This is a genomic window from Streptococcus sp. ELY_137, assembly GCF_058314515.1.
In genome coordinates this window covers 426455-448699 of record NZ_JBZFUL010000001.1, presented here as the reverse complement: position 1 = coordinate 448699, position 22245 = coordinate 426455, and the positions used below count along the sequence as shown (strand labels likewise).

Genomic DNA, 22245 nt, shown 5'->3' with positions numbered 1-22245 from the left:
GGGAGCTCTTGTTTGTCAAAGATCCCTCGATCAGCTAAACGATAGAGAGTCCGCATCGAACAAGCAATAACATCAGCGTAAACGCCCTTGATGACATCTAAGCTCCAATCACGTTTCAGATGATCGTCAATGAGCTTTTTCTCAGACTTTGATAATTGTGTTTGTCGACGGCCACAGCGCTTTTTATTCGTTTTGTACTGGTCATAGTATTCATAGGCTGAGTAACCTTCTTTTAGAAAGTGGATGACCTTGTAAATGGTTTGCTTAGATCTCCCTAGAGATTTTGCAATATCACCAACTTTCTTGTTTTCTTGGTAGTAAGCCTCTATCATTACGAGTTCGTTTGTGGTAAGATGGGTGTAGGTCATTTATGGTAGTTCCTCTCAGACAAATGTGGTGTTTATCTGAGCCTAACATAAATGGCTTTTTTCTGTCTAGCTTAATTTTACAAATTGGGAAATATAATGATACTGATGATAATGTATAAATATGATAATAACCTGTGATGAAATGAAATGGCTAATAAATCATTCCTAAATAGCAAATTAACTTGTGTCAAAGGCAGAATATTCGAAAAATATCTTGTCAGTTTTGGCATATTATCCAATGGAAATGTTGTTCCGCTAAAAATAAGCATAACTGTGAATAGAGTTGACGTTATAGCGTGAATAGATTTTACATTTTTAATATAAGAACTTATAAAGAATGCCAGAGAGAAAAAATAAATGGAGGATAATAATAAATCTAAACTAAAGAGCGAGATGTTAAAATTCATATGTCCTTTAATTAAAAATGCTAGTAGCAGCTGTAATAGGATTCCCACTAAAGAAAACAGGCATAAAACAATATAATCAGCCACAATAATGGTCAAAGGGGAGATAGAGGTTGTTTGAAAACGCTTTAAAATCTTATTTTCTCTATTAACCGCCAAATTAATAGTAACACCAAGCAAACCAGCAGCAGCGATTGTCATCCCTAAATTTCCTGGTAGAGTGCTAGATAAAACTCCCTTCCCCTGCAAAATAATCGTACTAATAAACATAATTAAAGGAAATAATACAATAAAAGCAGCCCCCATGGGTTCACGAATAAACGTTTTTAATTCACACATAGTCATCGCTTCAATTTTCTTCATAGCCATATGTCCTCCTCTTCCTATAATGCTAAATCTATTCTGAAAATAGGCACAATTTCAACAAATAACTAAACATTACTACCTATTTGAAATTTACTTTACCATCCCTAATGGTCATAATTTCATCGCAGATATGCTGAATCTCTTCCTTCCTGTGTGATATAAAAATAATTGTTTTACCCTGACGCTTTAACCAATCCATCATCATAAATAGACTGTCTACAGTATTTTTATCAAGCCCGTTTGTTGGCTCATCTAAAAATAAGATGTCAAATTCTTGCAAAATAGCAGTTCCAACTAAAACCCTTTGTTTTTGCCCAAAAGATAAGTCACTGTAATAACTATTAACTTGTTCTTCAAGATTTAACAAGTTTATAATATCATCAGTTCCTGTAGAACCATTTCCTAGAGTTCTAAATAGAGAAAAACACTCTCTTACAGTCAGTCTTTTTGGAAGGGAAACATCTTGCAATACTGCACTACATTTGGTAAAAATATATGATTTATCTCTTGAATAATTTATAACCTTACCAAATAAACTGATACTCCCCTCGTTCCAAGAAATTAGTCCTAACAGACAGCTGATAAGTGTGGACTTCCCCGATCCATTTTCTCCAACAAGCCCATAAATTTTACCCTTTTCTAGTGAAAAACTAGTATCATCAATGACCTTTTTTTCTCCATAAGTCACCGATAAATGTCTTACTTCGATGATATTATCTTCCATTGATTTACTCCTTTTTAGCATGGTCTTTTGGTTATAGGCACCCACAGTTCGATATTAAAATTAGGAACATTGCTATTATAACCAGAGTATAATTCGAAATCGTAACTTTCTGAATGTTTATAACCTTCCTGAGGTAGGAAAGTCCCGATTAAATATGTCCAAGCTTCATGAATATTCGTAGGAATTTCCCCATTTAACTTAACAACAGTATATTTCATCGCTGGAATATCAATAATATCTAAACCTAATCGCTTGGCATAGTCCTCATCGGCAGCTTCCGTGACCTTATAACCAATCATATAGCGGATGCCATTTGTTTTCTCATCTTGAAAAAATAGACCATACAGCTGTTGATCATCTAACCAACTACTTCTACAGGTTAACCTCAACTTGTAACAGAGTTCTTGCCAAATATCAATAGACATCATTTCAGGTCTGATATTTTCACAAATTCCATATATGCGAAAAGCTTCTTTTTGTTCTATCTTAGTTTCAAACTCCCCACCTCTGACTGTTAAAGAAAATCTTAGGGGCTGAGCAATTTGAAACCCGCCCCCTCTTCTAACATCTGTCGGAGAGCAGGCGTGAAAGTTTCTAAATGCATATGAAAAAGCGTCGGAAGAACTGTATCCATATTTCATAGCAATCTGCTTCGAGTTTCTTGAAGTTCTATCGCAGCCTCGCTAAGCCTTCGTGAACGGATGTACTCCCCTAGCGGGATACCGCTTAATATCGAAAATATTCTGGCAAAAACATCATAGGAATAGGAAGTCAGATTATATATGTCTGATTCCTCGATACGTGAATCCAAGTGATTGTCAATATATTCTAACGCCTTATTAAATGTTTGAAGGTCATTCATGATAAACTCCTTAGATCCATTTTTAATTTCGAATACAGTTTAACATAAAAGCTCACTAATTCTTCTATAATTTTTGTTCTAGATTTCTAGGTGTAGTGATCTCTATTAGAAAAAGGAGTAGGAAAGGCCCTAAAAGTTTGGTGGCGTATTCCCGCTCCTGCGTCAAGAACTTATTCTAAAACAGGAATACTGGTCGAGTTTTTTCCCAGCCTCCCTTTAAACTAAGACAGTTATTTTTCACCTCAATCCACTGACTTCAACGCTTCCAACATATCAACATCTCTCAATCGGCGATTAACAACCCAGCCTAGGCATAATAAAATGATGCTAATCGTTATAATGGGCAGGAGGTAAACATCATAATCTACAGCTGTGGGATATCTATTATCTTGACTCATGATAGCGATAATACCCTTGTGTAAGAAATAGCCACCGACAAGACCTAGTCCAATCCCGATGATTGATAGAACAATCGTCTCTCTATAAATATAAAGGGTCACTTCCCTATTGTGAAATCCTAGAACCTTAATCGTTGACAGCTCACGTATACGCTCAGCAACATTAATACTGGTCAAATTATAAAGGATAACAATGGCTAACAAAGCAGAGATAACTGCTAGGGCCGTCACTGAAGCTCTCAAACTTTTAACAGCTGTATTAACTTGATCGATCAGCGAGATGTTTTGAGAGACAGCCGACACACCATTTATCGCTAATGCTTTTGTAGCCTGTTTTGAAACATTTTTTGATGAGGAATCTTTTAAGTGGAGCAAAACTGTATTATTAATAGCTTTTTCACCAAATACCTTATGGTAATAGTTATCTGATATAAAGATATAATGATTGACATTCATATCAACAACAGCAGACACTTTAATGTGGTACTTCTTGCCATTATCTTTAAGAACGAATGTCCCTCCTCTACTGACATGATAATATTGTGCCAATTTTTCTGATATGACTGCTCCTTGGTTAGAAAGAGAAACAGACTTGCCTGATTGAACAGACTTTAAATGAATAAAATCACCAAAATCATCACGATCAGATGCCAGAATGGTAATAGATTTTTTCTCACTCTGTCCTGCAATCTTCTCGTCAATATTGCGAGAATAAATTTTTTGGTAGCTAGAAACTGCATCAGACTTTATAAAATGGTGTAAATCCTTATTCTTATCCAGTTCACGGCCGCTTATCACCTGTAAATCATAAGATGTTATCTGTTTGAACTGATGATCTACAATTTTACTTAAGGAGGACTGGATACCAAGACCTGCAAAAAGAAGGGCAACAGATCCCGCAACGCCAAAAATTGTCATCAGCATACGCTGCTTGTACCTAAAAATATTTCTAGCTGTTACTTTTTGGGTAAAACTCAATCGTTTCCAAATAAAACTGAGTCGTTCCAAAAAAATTTTAGAGCCTTTCACTGGCGGTTTAGGAAGCAAAAGCTGTGCTGGCTTTTCTCCAAGTTCTCTCTTAGCTACTAAAAAAGCTGGAAATACAGCACTTAAGAAAGCTAGTGCAATTGTTAATAGCGCATAAGTCCAATAAAATCTCTCGTCAAGCCTGCCGATAATCGTCGTTGTTATTGAGTTGCGTGCAACAATACCAGGAAGCAGATAATGTCCCCCAAGAATCCCTAAGCTACTTCCTAACAAGCTGGCAACCAAACCATAACTAACAAATTTTTTGATAATATCACGATTTGAATAACCTAGCGCTTTCAAGACACCTGAGTTAATTCTTTCTTCATTGACAAATCGAGTCATTGTCGTAAATGTTACTAAGGCGGCTACTAGATATAAGACAAGAGGAAATAGATTTCCGATATTGTTGAGAGTCTTGCTGGATGAACGATAGGTCGTATAACCTTCTCCTCCAGACAGGGTTGAACGCGTATAGCTCTTATAGGTAGGAACTTCTAAGTTGTTCAGCTCTGTCTGGATTTTTGCAAGTTCCGATTCTTTTCTGGTGATTTTTTGCTGAGCCTCTTGAGAAGCGATTTGTGTCTCTATCGGAACAGACGATGTACTACCACCTGTTTGCCTCAATTTAGCCTTAGCATCATTAATTTGTTTACGACCTGTAGTAATGGTAGTCTTTAACTTAGATTTTATTGATTCAAAACGATGCTGGCCATTATCAGCTAAAATTTTATCCAGCTGCTCTTGATTTTTAACTAACTGACGATTGTAGTCATCAGAGAACGGACTTAGATGTCTTAAATTTTGATAACGTAGACGAGCTATGGTAGAAGTACGGTTGCTAAAAGCACTGGGAGCTACTACTCCATAAGTATGGAGATTACCATCTCCTGATGTTGAAGAACCCAAAAATTTTTTAGACCAAATCTCAGAAGAATTTACAAAACCAACAATTTTGTAAGTATTATTTTTAAGGAGCGCGTCTCTGTCTTTCGCAAACCTTATCTTATCACCTATTTTATAATCTTTTTTTGAAATAGATGATAGGGCAATCTCATTTTCTTGTCTGGGAAGTCTGCCCGACACCAATTTATAAGAGGAAATTCGCCTATTATTTGAAAAAATACGAACAGCATATTCGGTATTCTTGATAGTGGCATCACTCATTTGGCCGTACTCAACACTAACACCTTTTATACTTTCTAATTCCTTGCGATCAGCACTACTTAACCCTGCACTTGCAATAACAGATAAATCCATAGTCTTCTGACTACTTAAATAGTGATTAGCTGTTTTCTCCATATCCCGAGGTGTCGCTTTTAAACCAGTAAGGACTAGTGAACCAAGCATCAGCAATAACATAATAGATAAGAAGCGTCCCTTTGACGTGCTAAAGGATTTACCTATATTCTTCCAAAATACATGTTTCTTTACCATCAATAAACTCTCCTTAGTATTCTAGTACATCAATATCTTGAGGAGACTCATTTTGTTCGATTGAACTGACCTTGGCATCATGCATATGAATGACACGATCCGCAATAGCTGCTAAGGCTGAATTATGAGTTACAATAATAACGGTTGCCCCTTTATTACGGGACATATCCTGCAAAATTTTTAAGACCTGCTTCCCTGTCTTATAATCAAGCGCACCAGTTGGCTCGTCACACAGTAAAATTTTTGGGTTTTTGGCAACAGCGCGTGCAATCGATACGCGCTGCTGTTCACCGCCTGATAACTGTGCGGGAAAATTATTAAGCCGATCTCCTAGGCCAACATCTATTAACATTTCTTTGGAATCCCTAGCTCCAGTCACGATTTCTGAAGCCAATTCAACATTTTCTTTAGCCGTCAAATTGGGAACTAAATTATAAAACTGAAAGACAAAGCCAACATCTGTTCTGCGATAATCCGTCAATTCTTTCTGATTGTAGTTGGTAATATCAATTCCATCAATAATCACCTGCCCTTCGTCGTTAGTATCCATCCCTCCTAAAATGTTCAGAACTGTTGATTTTCCTGCCCCTGAAGCGCCTAAGATAACAGCTAGTTCTCCTTGCTCAACTTCAAAACTAACATCATTATTGGCAATAATTTCTGTTTCTCCAGTTTGATAACGCTTAAATGAATGCTTCATTTCAATATAAGACATCGTTTCCTCCATCTAATAGGATAAAAAGTGATTAAGATTTTAGAAAAGCGACCCTTCTAACTGTAGGCAGAACGTTTCTAAATCCTAAAACTTTTAGAGGATAGCTGAGATTTTAAGTGCCTAGTTCATTCTCACAGCTTTATTCCCCTTAACACCGTTTATCTTAGCAGAAATAAGGATGACAAAACAAGACCAAAAAGTTGTCGGTCTGTTAACAAAAATAGGCTGCTTAAATTGCCTAAAAACAATTTAAACTTCCATTTACTCTATTTTTATTTTACAAGCTGACAACTTTTTTTATATAATCACACTACAAGGAGGCAGATATGGTTTTAGGTAGTCATGAAAATATTATTAACGCTGTCTTTAGGATCGTTTCACAACATCCCAATAAAGAAAAACTCACTTTAACAGAGATTGCTGAGGAAGCTGGTATGACAAGGCAAGCGATTTACAAAAAACATTATCACAATGTTGATGAGATTTTTGAAGATATCCATACTTCTATTACTCAAGAAGCTTTTGCACAGCTAGAGAAAGTCATGGGAAGTCAAAAATATTTATCTTTCTATGATATTGTCTCTGAAATCATAATTCCTACAATTTACAAAAATCGGATGTGGGGACGATTTCTTTATAGCAGTATGATGAAAGCAAGATGGGAGCAATTTCTGGACAAAGAGTATGCTCCTATACTAGATCATATGGCTACTACAGTCATCAACCACGGCCCCTTCCCCCAAAAAAGTATGATAAAGATTATGAGGGCGTATGTTTTTGCCATTATTGCCGAGTGGATCTCTGAGGATTTTCCAGAACCACCCGAAATATTTGCTAAAAAATTTAAAATGATGATGGAATCTACTCCAAAATTTCTGATTGACGGACGTTAAGTTCTTTAACCTATTAGATCTAATCCAATGAACTTGTGCCAAAAAGATTAGGCAGGAGCTCAAAAAATCCGCTAATGTTGGTTTTGTACGCCAAATCTTATGGTTTTTGCTAACTTGCCTGCTGAAGATATTCCACATCTTATGATGACATCTTAATAAATGGAATAGAGTCGCCTCTTTTCAGACCGTTTTAGATTATCAGGGTGTGATGCCAGCATATATCTGCTGCTCTAGTGCATGGAGAAATCATGAAATTTTCAAAGAGTATAAATCATAAAACACTGTCATTACTGATGGCATATTAAAAGACCTAGCATCTCTAGGTCTTTTGTCATGATCCATTTTCTATCCCAACTCACGCTTGTAATCTTCTGGTATAGCTAGGTTAGCAGCTTTATACTGTGCTTGCAGATCCAGCGTCGTAGCAGCCTGATTGCCGAGAACATTGCGGAGTCTGTCGCGCAATCCCGCATAATCGTCAAGGCTAAAGAAAAGTTCCGGTGCTGAATAGCGCGGATTATGCATCCGCTCCTTGAAACCTAAAATGAGCTGACGGCTCTCAAAAGCTGTCCGAATAGCCGATAGAATTTCATTCCCCTGATTGATATCCAGATAAATATCACAGCGGCCAAAAAGCTGACGAACTGTCAGATTGGTGACATTAGGATAGAGGTGAACATTGCTGTGACGTCCCAAACTTAGGAGTTTACTGGACATCTCCGTAATAGCCGCAATATGCAGAGTCATATCAGGGAAGTCTTCAACGAATGTTTCGATATAATCCAACTGGTCAGAATTGGTGAGAATCAAGGCTTCCTTACGAGCCTGATTATCACGCTGGAAGGGATAGAGCAAACCGACATAAGTGAAAAAATGCCTTTGATCAGGAGTTACCAAGCGCAAAATCTGCTCATAGGTCTCACGATTCTGAACCACAATCTTGGTCTTACGCACAGCGGTCTCATCCAGCAGGAGCTCCATATTATGAGGAAGCGTATCACCAACTGGCTCCTGCCAAAAGAGTACGTCTTCACCGGCTTGGTTCAATTGATACTTAACTAAGAAAGGCATGCCCAAAGAATTAAAGAGGATCCGCTCCAAATTATAGCCCGATGCTTGGATATAATAGGTTACAAAATCAGCCTTGGATTTGAAGATATAAATCTTGCTTTCATGTTCCAGAATCAAATCACCAGTAACATAATTTTCAACTAGGACCTCTTTTCCTTCTTTATTGTAATAGGATTTTTGAACAGCTTGACTGTCACGGTTGTAAATCGTTTGTGCGAAGCGGTAACCATATTTATTGTAGTGGTCAGTACTGCGTACATGCCCTGCCTCGTCCAGCCAGTCAACCGACTGCACAAAACGATTATGGCTGGGCTTGGAAAAGTTGATATTAGCCCGCTTCTTGTTAAGATCAAAAATCTCACCGCTGTTGTTCGTCCCTTTGATCTCCCAAAATGTGGGTACAGGAATTTCATTGAAATGCAAGGGTTTGCCTTGGGCATTAACAAAACCAGTGAAAAAAAGGAAAGGGGACGTGACATCATCCGGCAGGAAGCCGTTATCATTGATAGCGATGGTTGTATTTTGATAACCGGACAGAATCAGCGAATAGTGTAAGTCCCAACTATCTTGATTATAATTTTCAAATAAGTTAATCATTGGTCATCTCCTTAATCAGTTGATTCCACTTGTCTTCAACCTTATCTGTCAGATAGTCCTGAGCCATATCATAGGAAACCCGATGCATGTCATCGAGATTGGCTAGGGTGAAAATTTGAACAATCTTAGCACTTAAATGCTCGACGATTTCCTGGTCGCTGTCCAGCTCAGAAATAGGCAGCAGATAGCCATTATCACCATCTTTAATAAAGTTTTGATTGCCGTAGCGAACATCAAAACCAATCAGGGGCAGCCCAGAACCAATCGCTTCCAGTAGGGTCAAACCAAATCCTTCACTCTTAGAAGCTGAAAGATAGACCTCATGCTGCATATAAGTATCTGTCAGATCCTGATGTCCTCGCAGTTGGATATAATTCTTGGCCCCCTTCTCCTCAATCAGCTGGCGGAGTTTAGCCTCTTCACTGCCAGAGCCGTAAATATCAAAGTTAATATCTGGAACAAGTTCATGAGCATCCACTACGGCTTCTATCAGCCAATCCACATGCTTTTCTGTAGCCAGACGGGACGCCGTCATGACAGAAAAAGGAATCCGCGGACTCTTGGGATGTCTAATCTTATCCAAACTGCCGACCGGAATTGTGACAATCTTGGGCTGCAGATTTTTATATTTCAAAAATTGATCTGCCAATAGCGTCTTTTGCCTATCTGTAGCCACAATAAACGCATCAACACTGTCAGCATTAGTAAATTGGAAATCATAATAATTATTCCAGAGAATACTGTTGGCATTGGTACCATTTTCACTAAAATGTTCAGCATGCACAACCACCGCCAATTTGGCGGGTTTAACGTGGCGGAATACGGCCTGACCAATACCAGTCGAACGATCCAGAATCACCAGATCATCTGCTGTTAATTCCAACTCTTGCATAAAGTGCTCAACCAGCTCTTCCTTAGAGTAAGAAAAATGGTTAGGAAAACGATAAAAGGGCTGGTCCCCATCGGTTATTTCGTCGTAAGCAATACTGCCATCGAGATTGTAAAAACTGCGCTTATAGAGCTTAGCTGCATTATCCTTAGGCGCATAGTACTCAGTAAAGGAAATATTTTTGCCATTATTATAGAAATCCTTGCGCACCAAATTTCCATTGGAGACAAATTCAATACGATGGATATACTCCTTGCTATGGCGGCAATAATAGGCCGTCGCAAAGTCGCGATCACCGAAGTAAAACCGCACCAGCTTGTCTTCACGGTCCGTTTTAGTAATATCACGGGTAAACTGCGCCTTTAAATCCGCCTCCGTAAAGGTCGTTGGAGCAGGCGTCTGATCAGTAAAGTAAGTATACATCCAGATAATTTGATCATCACTAAAACCGACATTGCGAGCCATGTCGATGATATTATCCTGACTGAAGAAATCTGTGAAGATGAACTTGGCATCAATATCAAGATTCTTAAAGACTTTTGAACGGTAAGCTTGGGCGTACTCAACCCCGCTGGAAGCCCAACCGATCCCAAGATTGATATTATAAACTGTCATAACTCTGTCTTTCTAAATAGATCTTCTTGTTTTTGTTCAGGAAGAAATCAGCTCTAAAAGACAAATTGCCAACTGGTAAAATTGACCATCAGTCTTGGCTAATTTCCTGCACCTTCCATAATAACACAATTCTGGTCTTTGTGCTCATCAAGAATAGCGGATCTGACTTATTTTCTTAGGTCCAGCTCTCTTAAAAAGAAGGGAAAATGGAAGCAATTTCCAGCCCTTCATCATTTCTGACTTTTAATGCAGCTTGATTAAAATACTCAATAGCCAAAGAAAATCGAAGTCCGACACGGTAAGGTCTTAAGAAAAACCGCTGAAGCTTGGAATTTTCTACACTAAACTTTACAAAGGCTTGGTTAAACCCATGAGGCTAAAATCCTTACTAGCTTGTTCTTGCAGCATAAGCGGCTGTTTGAACGCGCGCTACAACTGACTGTAGACAGCTTAAACTATCCAGTGGATACTTCAAGGATAGAGATAAGACAGGCAGTGGCTTGTACCACTAAAATACGACTAGTTTAAAAGGTCTGGGGACCGTTTGAGCTGCGCGAGGGTGAGAATATACCCCTAAATTTTCAATTTTGTTTTTTTTCACCGCTTCCGTTATCTTGGCTTCAAAGGGTACAAATACGAAATAAAGAACTAAGCTCTTAACCTAGCTCCTATTGCTTATGATTGGTGAATTTACGGCGTTTTCACGGCTAAGCTTTCGGTTCATAGAGCCTGCACAACAACCTCATCGCCGCCTAATAAAATCAGATACTTATCTATTCTCTCTATTTCGAAAGACTGCTCAAGTGCTTGGGCATAGAGGGTCATCTGATCTTGGTAGCGCTGCACTAGTTCGGCAGGATGGCGATAACGGTCTGTCTTATAATCAAAGAGTAAAATCCTATCATTATAACGGATGAAGCCATCAACAATCCCTCGAATAACTACCTGTTCTCCCGACTCAGCATCGCGGTGAAGCATAGCAAAAGGCGCCTCGCGGACAAGCTGATTATCAGGATTCATAATCTCCTGTCCTAACCAATGCTGACAGAAAAAAGTCTCTAATTTTTGCAGGTCTATTTGCTGTTTAACGGCTTCATCAGCATCTACCTGAGCTAGGGCAGCCTGCAAATCTGCTAGACGCACGTCTGCCTTTATGGGCAGGCGCTGCATCAGTTCATGGGTAGCAGATCCAATAGCGGCTCCTGTCACGTTTTGATGTCTGCTGAAATCAGGCAGAGCAAAATCCGCAGCTAGAGGCTGTTTTTCTATAACATCCATGCCCTCATCTTCAAGAAGAGGCTGATAAAATTTCTTAATCTGACTGGGGGTACGAAGGGTGGGCAAATGAATCGCTGGCGCATAGGTTTTGTTCAAGGCCTCGACCCCTTCTAAGGCAGCTAGGGCACGTGCAATAGTGTCAGTCTGACGATTTTGACTGACATCGTCAGCATCCACAGGTAGACTGACCTCCAGCGGAGCTAAATCCTCCAAATCCTGATCGCCCAAATAGCGGATATCAAAGGCTAAATCAACCTCTGGAAAGTTCTGTTCGATAGCCAAAAGCCAGTCCTGAAAACTTGACCAGCCCTCGCGAGCACTGACACTCAGGCGCTCCTGATTTCTGCTGTCCCTGTACTTATCTGCCAAACGCTCCTGACTGCCCTTCCCCACCAGATAAAGCCGATTTTCGGCCCGAGTCATGGCAACATAGAGCAGGCGCATCTGCTCAGAGAGCATGGCGCGGTGGAGCTGACGCTTATTGATAAGGTAGGGCAGAGTATCCATAGAAACCTTGAGCTGCGGGCGTTTAGCCTGAGGAAAACGCTCAGCGACATCAGCAATATACTGGATACCTGCGCCATTGTACTGACTAAGAATCAATTTGCTATGCTGATCAACCTTATTGAAGGTTTTATCCAAATTTAACAAAAAGACATAAGGAAATTCCAGCCCCTTACTCTTATGAGCTGTCATCAACTGAACAGCATTTTTAGGTAAGGCAACCTCAACGTCTGCCAAATCATTATCAGTTGCGATAATCTGATCAATCATATTGATAAAACGTGACAGCCCCTTAAACCCTGTCTTTTCAAATTGATTGGCTCGTAGACCCAAGGCATAGAGATTAGCTTGACGCTGCTCTCCACCTGGCAAGGCACCAACATAATCATAATAAAATTTATCCTGATAAATCTTCCAGACAAGATCATACAGACTTCTGGTTTTGGCAAAAACACGCCAATTATCCAGCACCTGTTTAAAGGTTTTCAATTTATCAAAAAGTTGGTAATGCATTAATTCTGGATGTTGGCCTTTTCGATCCAAAGCTAGCAAGATTTTATCGTAAAAATTACCATGCTCAGCCTGTAAAGCCAGACGGGTCAACTCATCTTCATCGAAATGAAACATAGGAGATTTTAGGAGGGCAACAAGGGACTCATCGCGCAACGGATTATTAATCGTGCGCAAAGTCTCAAGCATCACGAGAACTTCAACAGACTGGAGATAATGACCATTCCCAGATTCGGCTACCAGAGGAACCCCGTACTGGTTAAAAGTCGCAAGGATCCTGTCATTTCTAGTGCGAGTCGGCACTAGAAGCGTAATGTCGTCGAAAGGTACGCCTTCTTCCCGGTGCAGACGCAGAATTTCCTTAACAACAATCTTAACTTCACCTACTGATACTTGGGGCAAATCTGCAGTTGGATGATCGGCTGTCTCTGTTTCATCTTCGTTTGCTTGTTCATCATAGATAAGTACCTGCGCCCGGTTAGCTGGAATGGGCTGGCGCTTATCCGCATTGCCTGCTACCAATCTGTGGGTCTCATCGTAAGTAATTTCTCCAATCGACTGGTCCATAAGACGGGAAAAGACGTCATTTGCAGCTTCTAAAACCTCAAGATGGCTGCGAAAATTTTCTTTGAGGACAATCAAAAGACCTGCGCTGCGCCCAGCCTCAAAAGTATCACGCCTGTCATAAGACTCAAATTTAGTTTGAAAAATTTTCGGATCGGCCTGCCGAAAACGATAGATAGACTGCTTGATGTCACCAACCATGAAGCGATTATAGCCATTGGACAGAAGATCCAAAAGCCGTTCTTGCATGTGATTATTGTCCTGATACTCATCAACCATGACTTCGTGATACTTCTGCTGGTAGAGAGCGCGAATCTGCGGCTCTGCCTCTAAAATAGCAATAGCTAAGTGGGCAATGTCGCTAAATTCAAAAGCATTCTCCTGTTTTTTACGCTCCAGATACTGGGTAGAAAAATCCTCCACAAAAGCCCGCAAAATCTGCAGCAAGGGTAAGGTCTGCGGCTGATAATCACTTAGAACCTGAACCGTCGATAGTGCCTGTTCCAATTCCAAAAAAGGCCTTAAATACTGGGGACGCAACTTGTTATAATCAGCAGCAAAAGCCTTGAGATGCTCATCCTTGTTGTTGCCGATGCGCATCGTTAAGTTTTTACTCAAAACCTTGATAGGCTGCAGTTGCCCATATAGTGTAGTGAGGTCTGCGGCTGGATCAAGTACTGCCAAAGCCTCCAAAAGTGCGTCAAGACTATCTAGATACTTATAAGTCTTTTTAAATTCCTGACGAACTGTCTGAGTGTGATCTGCAAAAAATTGCTGGGCTTGTTCGATCAACCTCCCAAGGTCCTGCTCCTGCAAATAAGGCGCCAAATAAGTAGCCGTCTGCTCTTGGAAGTCTTCTTCATAGGCTTTGAGAAAAGTCTCTTTTAACCAAGCAGTTGGATTAGCCGTAGACTGACTAAAGGTATAGACAGCATAGACAATCTCTCTGAAACCAGAAGAATCCTTGCGGTTGCCAGTGAAATTGCGCACTGTCTGTTTGAAAAGCTGGGCATTGGGACCAGTCATATAATCAGCCAGCAAATCCTCATAGACTTCATTTTTCAGGATATCCTGCTCGCTTTTATCCTGCATAATACGAAAAGTCGGTGACACCCCTAGACTGTAGCCGTAGGTATTCACCAGTTTTTGCGCAAAAGCATCCATAGTACCAATGTCAGCATTGGGCAAATCAGCCAGTTGAGCAGACAAATGTTGCTTGAGTGCACGATAAGAGGTCTGAGCAATTTCCTGCATCAGCTTGGCTTCAATTCTCTCCTTAAGTTCTTCAGCAGCTTTGACTGTAAAGGTTGAGATAAAAAGCTGACTGATAGTGACACCGCGCTTAAGCATATCAATAATGCGTTCAACCATAACAAAGGTCTTACCTGAGCCAGCCGATGCCGAAACTAAAATATTTGTTCCATTGCTGTAAATCGCATCAATTTGCTCTGGTGTCCTCGGCAGCCGCTGCTCTCGCTGGCTGGCTGCGACTTCCTTAGATTTCAGTTCTACTATTTGTTTATCCGTTAAAAATGCTTGTAACTCCACTGAACGTCTCCTTTTAAACAAGATACTAAGCTCTAAAAAAGAGGCTAGCAATTTAAGAAAGTGGTAATATCACCTGCCTACAGACAAGAACATCTGCTTTAATTTTCAAGTTTTAGAGCAGATCTAAATCATATGGTACTAAACTTTAGCCCATTCAAAAAGCATAGTAATATGACAACGGTGCTGACCACTAAGAAATACTTATAAGCCAGAGTAATCAGAGCGGCATGGGCTACTGGGCTACTAGCAGGTATATTTTTTTCTTTCCTACAAACATCGACAGGATCAGCTCCTTTGAGACATCCGACCGAGATAATCTTCCCGCTTACCCTTAAAGAGGCGGCGAGCATACTTCATGTGAAGATCAGCTTCAAAACCAGTAATACCTTTCAGTTGGTTTCCCTGAACTGAACGGCCATCCCTTGTATAAGGATTGATCGCAAAACGGCCCGACAAAATAGTCTCAGCTGCCTGCTGGTAAAGTCGCTTGGTATAGTCCAGAAGTACATCTAATTCCTCCTGACTGAACTGATTAGTCTTATTAGTATTATAATACTTGCCTAAGTGACTGGCCTCATCGGCAGCATAGAGTCCCTGATATTTAAAACTTTTATCAAAGACCTGAGGAGCATCTGCCAGATTCGTTAATTGATCCAGCTTAATCTGAGGATCTTGCATGTGTAAATACATAGCACCAAAAACAGGGCTGTGGAAATCCGCAGGCATCTGCTCTTGCATGGCTAAAATATAAGTGAGCAGCTGCGGCGTTAAACCATTGTAAAAATCACCCAAACGGAACCTTTTATCTCCTGACTTATAATCTACAATGCCTAGACTGTCAGAGAAGCGCAGCTTGTCCACACGGTCGATCTGCCCACGAATAGCCAGCTTATATTGATGGTTAAGGGGGAGAAGATAATCAAAATTCAACTCCAGCGCCTTGAGGTGAGCTGGTGTTTCCTGCCAGTGTTCATCTCCCAAATAGTGCCTCGCGCCTGCACGATCCAGTACCCCAACGGTCTCATTATCTCGCAGAATAGTTGCTGTACTGCGGGCAATATCCCAGAGAATATCTCGACTCAAACGCCCCTCAGCATCGCTATCATAAAGTTCCCGGTAGACCTCCTCCTGACTAACCTGAGTAATCGCCTGACTTAGGCGGCTGTCAAAATCAGCTGAATCAACTGGTTTTGCCATGATCTTTTCAAAAATTTTATGCAGGTATACCCCGTGATGACGAAAATCTGGGTGAATAGAATCCTCTTCCTCAAGACCTAGTACATGTTGCAAAAAGTAGGCATACTGATTATCGTAAAAAGTTGTCAAACTAGAAGCTGACAGGCGTAAAGGTTGGTCGCTTGGGTAGAGAACCTTCAGCACTTCATTCGAAATAGGAACCACCGTTAGCTCATCTGTAATGCTAGGAATATGCATATCCTTTTCGACTAATTTTTGCCGCAGGCGACGAATCATAACTGACCAGAAAGTCTGCTCATCCTTACTTAAATCAGTCGTTGAGCTAAGCTGATTGGCTTCAATAATACGCGACAGCAAGGCTTTATAGGTCCCCAAATCATCAGGCCCACCTGCAAAACTCGAAACCTCTTGGCGAATAGGCTCCACCCCCAGATCCATTAATTCCTGCAGATAAGGCGAGAGCCTGTCTTCATTTTCATTAAAAAGCTGTGGAACAGATAAAACTAACTGCTCAGTTGCCGCATTTAAAAGAGAAATCATAGCGGCATGATTTTTTTGAACGTTCTCCCGACTGGGCAGATCAAAATATCCCTGCCTATCCACTAAGCCTTCATTGAGATGACTGCGCTCGTCATCGGTAATTAGGCTGGTATTTTTGTGGACACGCGGAAAATTGCTGGCTGTTAAACCGATAGCAAAAACATAGGGGCTGGTATGAGGTTCAATCAGCTCATAGTCCTTGATTGTTACAACATCCAGCGTTGCTGGTACGGTTCGATAACTACTAGCCTGCATCCCTGCCTGCAATAGCGCCAAAAAATCATCCAGTGCAAGGCTTTGGCTACCAAAGATCAGGTGTGCTTCCTGCAGGATGTCACTAAAGGACTTCCAAACCTCGACTTCCTTTTCCTGCTCCAATTCAGATTTTCCTTGAGACAAGGTGACCATATTTTCCGATAAGTTTATCTCTTTCAAAAAGGGGATAAACTTATTAGATAAGAGATTCTTTCCTTGCTGCTTGCGGGCCTTGAAAAGTTCAAACAGAGGCTCCACAACCTGTTTACGAGTCCGATTTAGAGAGGCTAGATCATACTTGTAGAGGGTTTCACCCGAACCATTATTTCCCAAGGAAAGGTTGGCGCTAAAATCACGACTAAATTTAGTCTGACCCTTGATATCAGCAAATTTAACATACTGCTCAAATTTATCAATCTCATAGTCCGATAAATTTTTAAAAAGTCCCGACTTAATAAGGTTAAGTACATCCTCAGCCCTAAAATTATAGCGCTTAATGCGTTCCAAACTCTCAATAAAATGAATCAGCGGATGATGACTCATGGGCTCTGCTTTACCAAGATAATAGGGAATAGCGTACTTGTCAAAAATTTTGCCAATCTGAAGCTGATAGGATTCAACATCCCCCAACAAGACCAAAATATCTTTATAACGGACCCCCTGTTGCAAAAGCCGACGAATCTCCCTTGCCACCTGCTCGACTTCTTCTTTCTGACTAACAACATCCCAGACAGTCACAACTTCCTTATCTTTTGGTAATAGCTGGGGCAGTTCACTAGAAAAATCATGCCTTGCTTCAAGCAGATGTGATAAACGAGCTAAACTATCATCTTTGGAGTGTCCAATGTATTGGGCAGGCACTCCAAACTTTTGTCCCAAATCTAAGAGGAATTGAACATTAGCTTGATAGAGATTGCCATCCAGGAAAGTTGCTTTATAGGCTTTCTGGCTGGCATAGGTACCAATTATAATCTCCGCTCCTTTGTCATGCAGAGCTGTCACCAGGGCTTCCTCTTCGGCTGAAAAACGGCTGAAACCATCGACAATAACGACAAGGTGTTTCAGCTCATGGTCCAATTCTCCTCCAGTCACATGTTCCAAAAACTGTGCAATCTTGGTCTGGGACTCAAAATTTTCTTCCTCTAAAATTTGATAGAGATTGGAAAAAATGATGGCTAAATCCTGATATTTGAGGTCTGACTCCAAATCTTTCAAGTCAAAAATACTTAGATTAGACCGCTGCAGTTCATGATAGAGGTCGACCAGCTGCTGAATAAAATTGCTATCCTTGCGCAGACCGCTATAAAGTTTGAGGCTATCGTCCTCCATTTGAGAAAGAACACGGAAGAAAAGCATACTGAGCCCTGTATCAGTCAGAGCTTCTTTGTCTGCAATATCGTTGAGAACGAAATAACGCGCCATTTGGGCAAAGCGCGTAACAGTAATTTGAAAAGAGGCTGAAACGGGCAAATATTCCAAAACCCGACGTTCTTTTTCAAAAGATAGGGAATTGGGGGCAATATAAAAGACCCGACGGCCTGCCTGAGCTTGCTCATAGGCTAGCTGAGCCAGCTGATCCGTCAAATGACTACGAATATCCGTATAAAGTAATTTCATGACAGCCCTCCAAACACTATTTATACTCAATGAAAGTCAAAATCAATGACGTATGACTCTGATTTTTAAAGAGTATTGACTTAAACTTTATTATAACAAAATAAGCTCACAAAAAGAGGCCTGAGCATGGCCCCTGCCTCCATTTTTAACAAGGCTACTATTTAAGTAGAGTGTTGGTTAAGATAATCTCTTCTAAAAACCAAAAATTGTTTTATCCATTCAAAAAAGCCACCTCGCATTCCGAGCTGGCTTGGTATTTATTCAAAAAAGGCATAGTAATCGCTGAGCACCATTTGACTTTTGGCTTCTTGAGCTAAGTCCCGAATAATTTTACCATCCTTCATGACTATCAAACGGTTCCCATACTTGAGAGCATCTTCCATGTGGTGAGTAATCATAAGCCCAGTTAACTGATCTCGCGCTATCACTTCATCTGTCAACTCCATCAGAGACTGGCTGGTTTTAGGATCCAAGGCTGCTGTATGTTCGTCCAAGAGTAAAAGATTGGGACGTTTGACGGTCGCCATTAGGAGACTGAGTGCCTGACGTTGCCCACCTGACAAGAAACCAGTCGGCGTTTCCAAATGCTTATCCAGACCATTGCCGATTTGTACCACTAATTCTTGAAACTCCTTGCGAAAGGCATGAATCTTACGCGGTACTAAACTGCGACTTTCTCCGCGATACTTGGCAATTAAGAGGTTTTCGGCGACTGTCATCCGCGGAGCTGTCCCCATTTTAGGATCTTGGAAGACTCGTGCCACATATTTCGCACGTTTCTGTGCTGGCAGGTGGGTTACATCTTCTCCCATAATTTTAACGGAGCCTTCTGTCAGCATCAAGGTTCCAGCAATGACATTAAAAAGAGTGGATTTACCAGCACCATTACCGCCAAGAATTGTCAAAAAATCATGCTCGTAAATATCTAAATCAACGTGATCCAAAATTAACTTGACGTCATCGTAACCGTTATTGACCGCAACCGTAGCATTTTTTAATTCTACAACTTTTATCATCGCGATAACCTAACCCCCTTGAAAAATTTTTCCCTTAATCTTGGAACAATTAAGAAAATAGCTAAGATTAGTGCACTAAAGAGCTTTAAATAATTAGTGTTAAAGCCGAGTGCTACCACTCCCCAGATCAAAATTTGGTAGAGAACAGAACCAATCATGATAGCGATAAACCGCTCTAGCATAGTTAGATTGGAAAACATAACTTCACCAATGATAATGCTAGCTAAACCAATGACAATAACACCGATTCCTTTTGAGACATCCGCATAGCCATCTTGCTGACTGACCAAAGCCCCTGCTAAAGCAATCAGACCATTTGATACAACTAACCCCATCAGCTCCATATTATCTGTATTGATTCCGAAACTGCGGGCCATTTCACGATTATCCCCTGTAGCGATATAGGCCTGTCCCAGACGCGTATTGAGAAAGAAAATAATGCCTACAATAACCAAAATCACAACAATCATCCCTAGAAGGAGAAGATTGAGGCTATCACTAAAAGGCAGAAAATCTTGTAAAAGCTTTTGATTGAGCAAGCCAAGGTTTGAACGGCCCATAACCATCAACATAATCGAATTGCAGGAAGTCATTACTAAAATTCCTGCCAAAATTGTTGGTATTTTCCCTCTCGTATAGAGAAGGCCAGTCACAAAACCAGCCAAACAGCCTGAGCCAACAGCGGCTACAGTAGCCAACAGCGGATTAACCCCCTGTGTAATCAAGGTAACAGCGACAGCCCCGCCCAGTGGAAAACTCCCTTCTGTCGTCATATCTGGGAAGTCTAAAATTCTGAAGGTTAGGTAAATCCCTATCCCTAGAACGGCCCACAAGAGCCCTTGTGAAATTGTTGAAATCATCTCTATCTCCTTATAATATACAAAGGGTGACCACGGATAGAGTCAAAATAAGAATTCGATGCAGAGTCATTAAAGACTCTAGGAGGAATCGTTTTTTGACACAATCCGCAACCCGTACTCAATTAACAAGATACAAAGGGCGTAAAAAGCGACTAGGATTTTAGGAAGGTGACGCTGTGTGCTGGCACACAAGAAAGCTTGTCTAAATCCCGAGCTTTTAGCCCGTGTTCAGTTAATTTAAGATACAAAGAAGCGGTTTCTCTGACCGAAAAATAGGCGACAGACTCTGTGTCCTTGGACACAAAGAAGTCGGTCTTTTTCCCAAAGAGATTAGCTTCGTGTTCAGTTACTAAGATACAAAACCGTAAGCGTTCCAAAGGAATTTAGGAAACGAAGTCTGAGAATCTAGCGACATTTGTCTAACTTCACAGGAACGCAGGCAGTTTTGAGCAAGCTAAGATACTATGTTCGTAAATAGACCAACTATCCTTATTTACCAACGACCAGGCCTGATTTTTTAGCCTCCTTCAAGGTCTTATCAGGTATGTTGATTCCCAATTTATCGGCCGCTGTTAGATTGACAGATGGACTACCAGTATCAATCACCTTAACCGGAATATCAGCTACCTTCTTTCCCTTGAGAATCTGGCTAGCAATCTTTCCTGTTTCAACGCCAATCTGGTACTGGCTTTGGTAGACAGAGGCCAGACCCCCATCCTTTAGCATAGTATCAACACTTGGGTAAACAGGCAGTTGATTACTATTAGCAATTGATACTACTGTTGTAAAAGCGCTAGCAATCGTATTATCCTGCGGGATCCAGAGCGCGTCCACCTCTTTAGCGATGACATTCATTGTTGTTGTAATTTCATTAGTTGATGGAACTGCATAGGTCTTTACCTTAAGACCTGCTGCTTGGGCAGCCTTACTGAAACTTTCAACCTGAGACAGTGAATTGTCTTCACTGCTGGCATAGAGAATTCCGACGGTCTTAGTATCTGGTGTCACAGTCTGAATCAGGTTTACTGCATCCTTAATTGGTACCTGATTGGATGTTCCTGTGACATTGCCTGTCGGATGTGTCATGTCGGATACTAATTTAGCACCAACAGGATCGCTAATCGCCCCCATTACAACAGGCGTATCCTTTGTCGCATTGGCTAAGCCTTGCGCTGCTGGTGTTGCAATCCCAATCAAAACATCATTATCACCATCTGCCAGCTGCTTGCTCATAGTTGAAATTTTAGATTGATCCCCTTCAGCATTAAGAAACTGGATCTTAACCTTATTGCCTGTATAGCCTTCTTTGGCTAACTGGTCTTTAATCCCATCATAAATTTCATCTAATGCTTCATGAGTCACATATTGGAGAACCCCAACCTTAACGACACGGCTACTAGACCTAGATTGGCCCATTTTTAATTCATCGTGGACGACTAGGCCAAAAGTAAATAGTATTAAAAGTGCCAGAACTGCCCATAAATGCTTATTTTTCATCGAAAACCTCCCAATGAATTCCGTATATTAACAAAAATATGAACCTGTTGAGCTCAAACAAAAACGCCCCACATCCCAAAAGGAATGTGAGGGCGTAAGTCCACGCGGTGCCACCTCACTTAGAAAGACTGCTACAGGCGTCTTTTCCATCTTTATATCGTCCAACAACGATAAGCATGATACGGTGTGCTAAACCCGAGGACTATGGTTTATCCTCAACTCCCTCACTAATCAACCAAGGTCAATTAGTCATCAACAGCCCAATGTTCAAATGCAGCACTACTTGTTCCCAGTTACCACAAGCTCCCTGAAAGTAACTGCATCTTACTTTTCTGTTAGCTTTATTATACACTATATCCCTTTGCTGTCAATAGAAGATTAGAGCCTGCGTGTATTAGAATTTTTTAGGCGAAAGAATAAGCCATAAAAAGGCTGAAACATGGAAGGAGTTAGGGCAAGCAGCCATGATGGCTCTTTACTAAGCTGTTATAATT

General features: G+C 40.7%; 13 protein-coding genes and 1 pseudogene. 1 reads left to right on the top strand and 13 read right to left on the bottom strand.

The genetic code is table 11. The features are described from left to right. From AC4HAO_RS02090 to AC4HAO_RS02065, 6 genes are all read right to left on the bottom strand, one after another. Positions 1–368: transposase (locus AC4HAO_RS02090; RefSeq protein ID WP_491134417.1), on the bottom strand; the 368-nt coding region annotated here is incomplete at its 3' end. A gap of 77 nt (positions 369–445) precedes the next feature. Further along, positions 446–1135 carry an ABC transporter permease gene (locus tag AC4HAO_RS02085; RefSeq protein ID WP_491134427.1) on the bottom strand — a complete coding sequence of 230 codons (690 nt, stop codon included), beginning with the start codon at positions 1133–1135 and terminating at the stop codon, positions 446–448. An 82-nt stretch (positions 1136–1217) separates the two neighbouring features. Beyond that, positions 1218–1862: an ABC transporter ATP-binding protein gene (locus AC4HAO_RS02080; RefSeq protein WP_491134416.1), complete on the bottom strand. Its 645-nt coding sequence runs from the start codon at positions 1860–1862 to the stop codon at positions 1218–1220. Between the two features lie 14 nt (positions 1863–1876). Further along, a complete protein-coding gene (locus AC4HAO_RS02075; protein WP_491134415.1) occupies positions 1877–2503 on the bottom strand; it encodes a GyrI-like domain-containing protein in 627 nt (208 codons plus the stop codon). Positions 2504–2966: 463 nt separating this feature from the next. Continuing rightward, on the bottom strand, positions 2967–5585 hold the full coding sequence (locus tag AC4HAO_RS02070) for an ABC transporter permease (RefSeq protein WP_491092397.1): 2619 nt from the start codon (positions 5583–5585) through the stop codon (positions 2967–2969). Positions 5586–5598: 13 nt separating this feature from the next. Next, positions 5599–6300, bottom strand: a complete 702-nt coding sequence (locus AC4HAO_RS02065) for an ABC transporter ATP-binding protein (protein WP_491092398.1) — start codon at positions 6298–6300, stop codon at positions 5599–5601. Between the two features lie 326 nt (positions 6301–6626). Between AC4HAO_RS02065 and AC4HAO_RS02060 the strand changes: the two genes are divergently transcribed. Beyond that, positions 6627–7193 (top strand): TetR/AcrR family transcriptional regulator, encoded by a 567-nt coding sequence (locus tag AC4HAO_RS02060; protein ID WP_491134414.1) that lies wholly within the window; start codon positions 6627–6629, stop codon positions 7191–7193. Positions 7194–7541: 348 nt separating this feature from the next. On the opposite strand, the pseudogene gtfB reads toward AC4HAO_RS02060, so the two are convergent. The 7 genes and pseudogenes from gtfB to trpX form a co-directional block, all read right to left on the bottom strand. Further along, positions 7542–8861, bottom strand: a pseudogene (gene gtfB, locus AC4HAO_RS02055) (accessory Sec system glycosylation chaperone GtfB); the annotation flags it as partial. Next, positions 8854–10365, bottom strand: a complete 1512-nt coding sequence (gene gtfA / locus AC4HAO_RS02050; protein ID WP_491092400.1) for an accessory Sec system glycosyltransferase GtfA — start codon at positions 10363–10365, stop codon at positions 8854–8856. The pseudogene gtfB and the gene gtfA, both read right to left, overlap by 8 nt. Positions 10366–11085: 720 nt before the next feature. Beyond that, the gene (gene addA, locus AC4HAO_RS02045) at positions 11086–14769 is read right to left on the bottom strand and encodes a helicase-exonuclease AddAB subunit AddA (protein WP_491134413.1); all 3684 of its coding nucleotides are present in this window, start codon (positions 14767–14769) and stop codon (positions 11086–11088) included. A gap of 285 nt (positions 14770–15054) precedes the next feature. Next, a complete protein-coding gene (rexB, locus tag AC4HAO_RS02040; protein WP_491134412.1) occupies positions 15055–18378 on the bottom strand; it encodes an ATP-dependent nuclease subunit B in 3324 nt (1107 codons plus the stop codon). A gap of 257 nt (positions 18379–18635) precedes the next feature. Next, a complete protein-coding gene (locus tag AC4HAO_RS02035; RefSeq protein WP_491092403.1) occupies positions 18636–19394 on the bottom strand; it encodes an ABC transporter ATP-binding protein in 759 nt (252 codons plus the stop codon). Further along, positions 19391–20254 (bottom strand): ABC transporter permease, encoded by an 864-nt coding sequence (locus AC4HAO_RS02030; RefSeq protein WP_491092404.1) that lies wholly within the window; start codon positions 20252–20254, stop codon positions 19391–19393. Before AC4HAO_RS02030 ends, AC4HAO_RS02035 begins: the two co-directional genes overlap by 4 nt. A 489-nt stretch (positions 20255–20743) precedes the next feature. Continuing rightward, complete coding sequence (trpX, locus tag AC4HAO_RS02025) at positions 20744–21751, bottom strand: tryptophan ABC transporter substrate-binding protein (protein WP_491092405.1); 1008 nt, start codon at positions 21749–21751, stop codon at positions 20744–20746. Between the last annotated feature and the right edge of the window lie 494 nt (positions 21752–22245).

Excerpts from the sequence above, each read along its gene's own strand:
- AC4HAO_RS02035 (WP_491092403.1), bottom strand. The coding sequence starts at position 19,394 with ATGATAAAAGTTGTAGAATTAAAAAATGCTACGGTTGCGGTCAATAAC.
- AC4HAO_RS02070 (WP_491092397.1), bottom strand. The coding sequence starts at position 5,585 with ATGGTAAAGAAACATGTATTTTGGAAGAATATAGGTAAATCCTTTAGC.
- AC4HAO_RS02080 (WP_491134416.1), bottom strand. The coding sequence starts at position 1,862 with ATGGAAGATAATATCATCGAAGTAAGACATTTATCGGTGACTTATGGA.
- AC4HAO_RS02060 (WP_491134414.1), top strand. The coding sequence starts at position 6,627 with ATGGTTTTAGGTAGTCATGAAAATATTATTAACGCTGTCTTTAGGATC.
- AC4HAO_RS02030 (WP_491092404.1), bottom strand. The coding sequence starts at position 20,254 with ATGATTTCAACAATTTCACAAGGGCTCTTGTGGGCCGTTCTAGGGATA.
- AC4HAO_RS02065 (WP_491092398.1), bottom strand. The coding sequence starts at position 6,300 with ATGTCTTATATTGAAATGAAGCATTCATTTAAGCGTTATCAAACTGGA.
- gtfA (WP_491092400.1), bottom strand. The coding sequence starts at position 10,365 with ATGACAGTTTATAATATCAATCTTGGGATCGGTTGGGCTTCCAGCGGG.
- AC4HAO_RS02085 (WP_491134427.1), bottom strand. The coding sequence starts at position 1,135 with ATGAAGAAAATTGAAGCGATGACTATGTGTGAATTAAAAACGTTTATT.
- trpX (WP_491092405.1), bottom strand. The coding sequence starts at position 21,751 with ATGAAAAATAAGCATTTATGGGCAGTTCTGGCACTTTTAATACTATTT.
- rexB (WP_491134412.1), bottom strand. The coding sequence starts at position 18,378 with ATGAAATTACTTTATACGGATATTCGTAGTCATTTGACGGATCAGCTG.
- AC4HAO_RS02075 (WP_491134415.1), bottom strand. The coding sequence starts at position 2,503 with ATGAAATATGGATACAGTTCTTCCGACGCTTTTTCATATGCATTTAGA.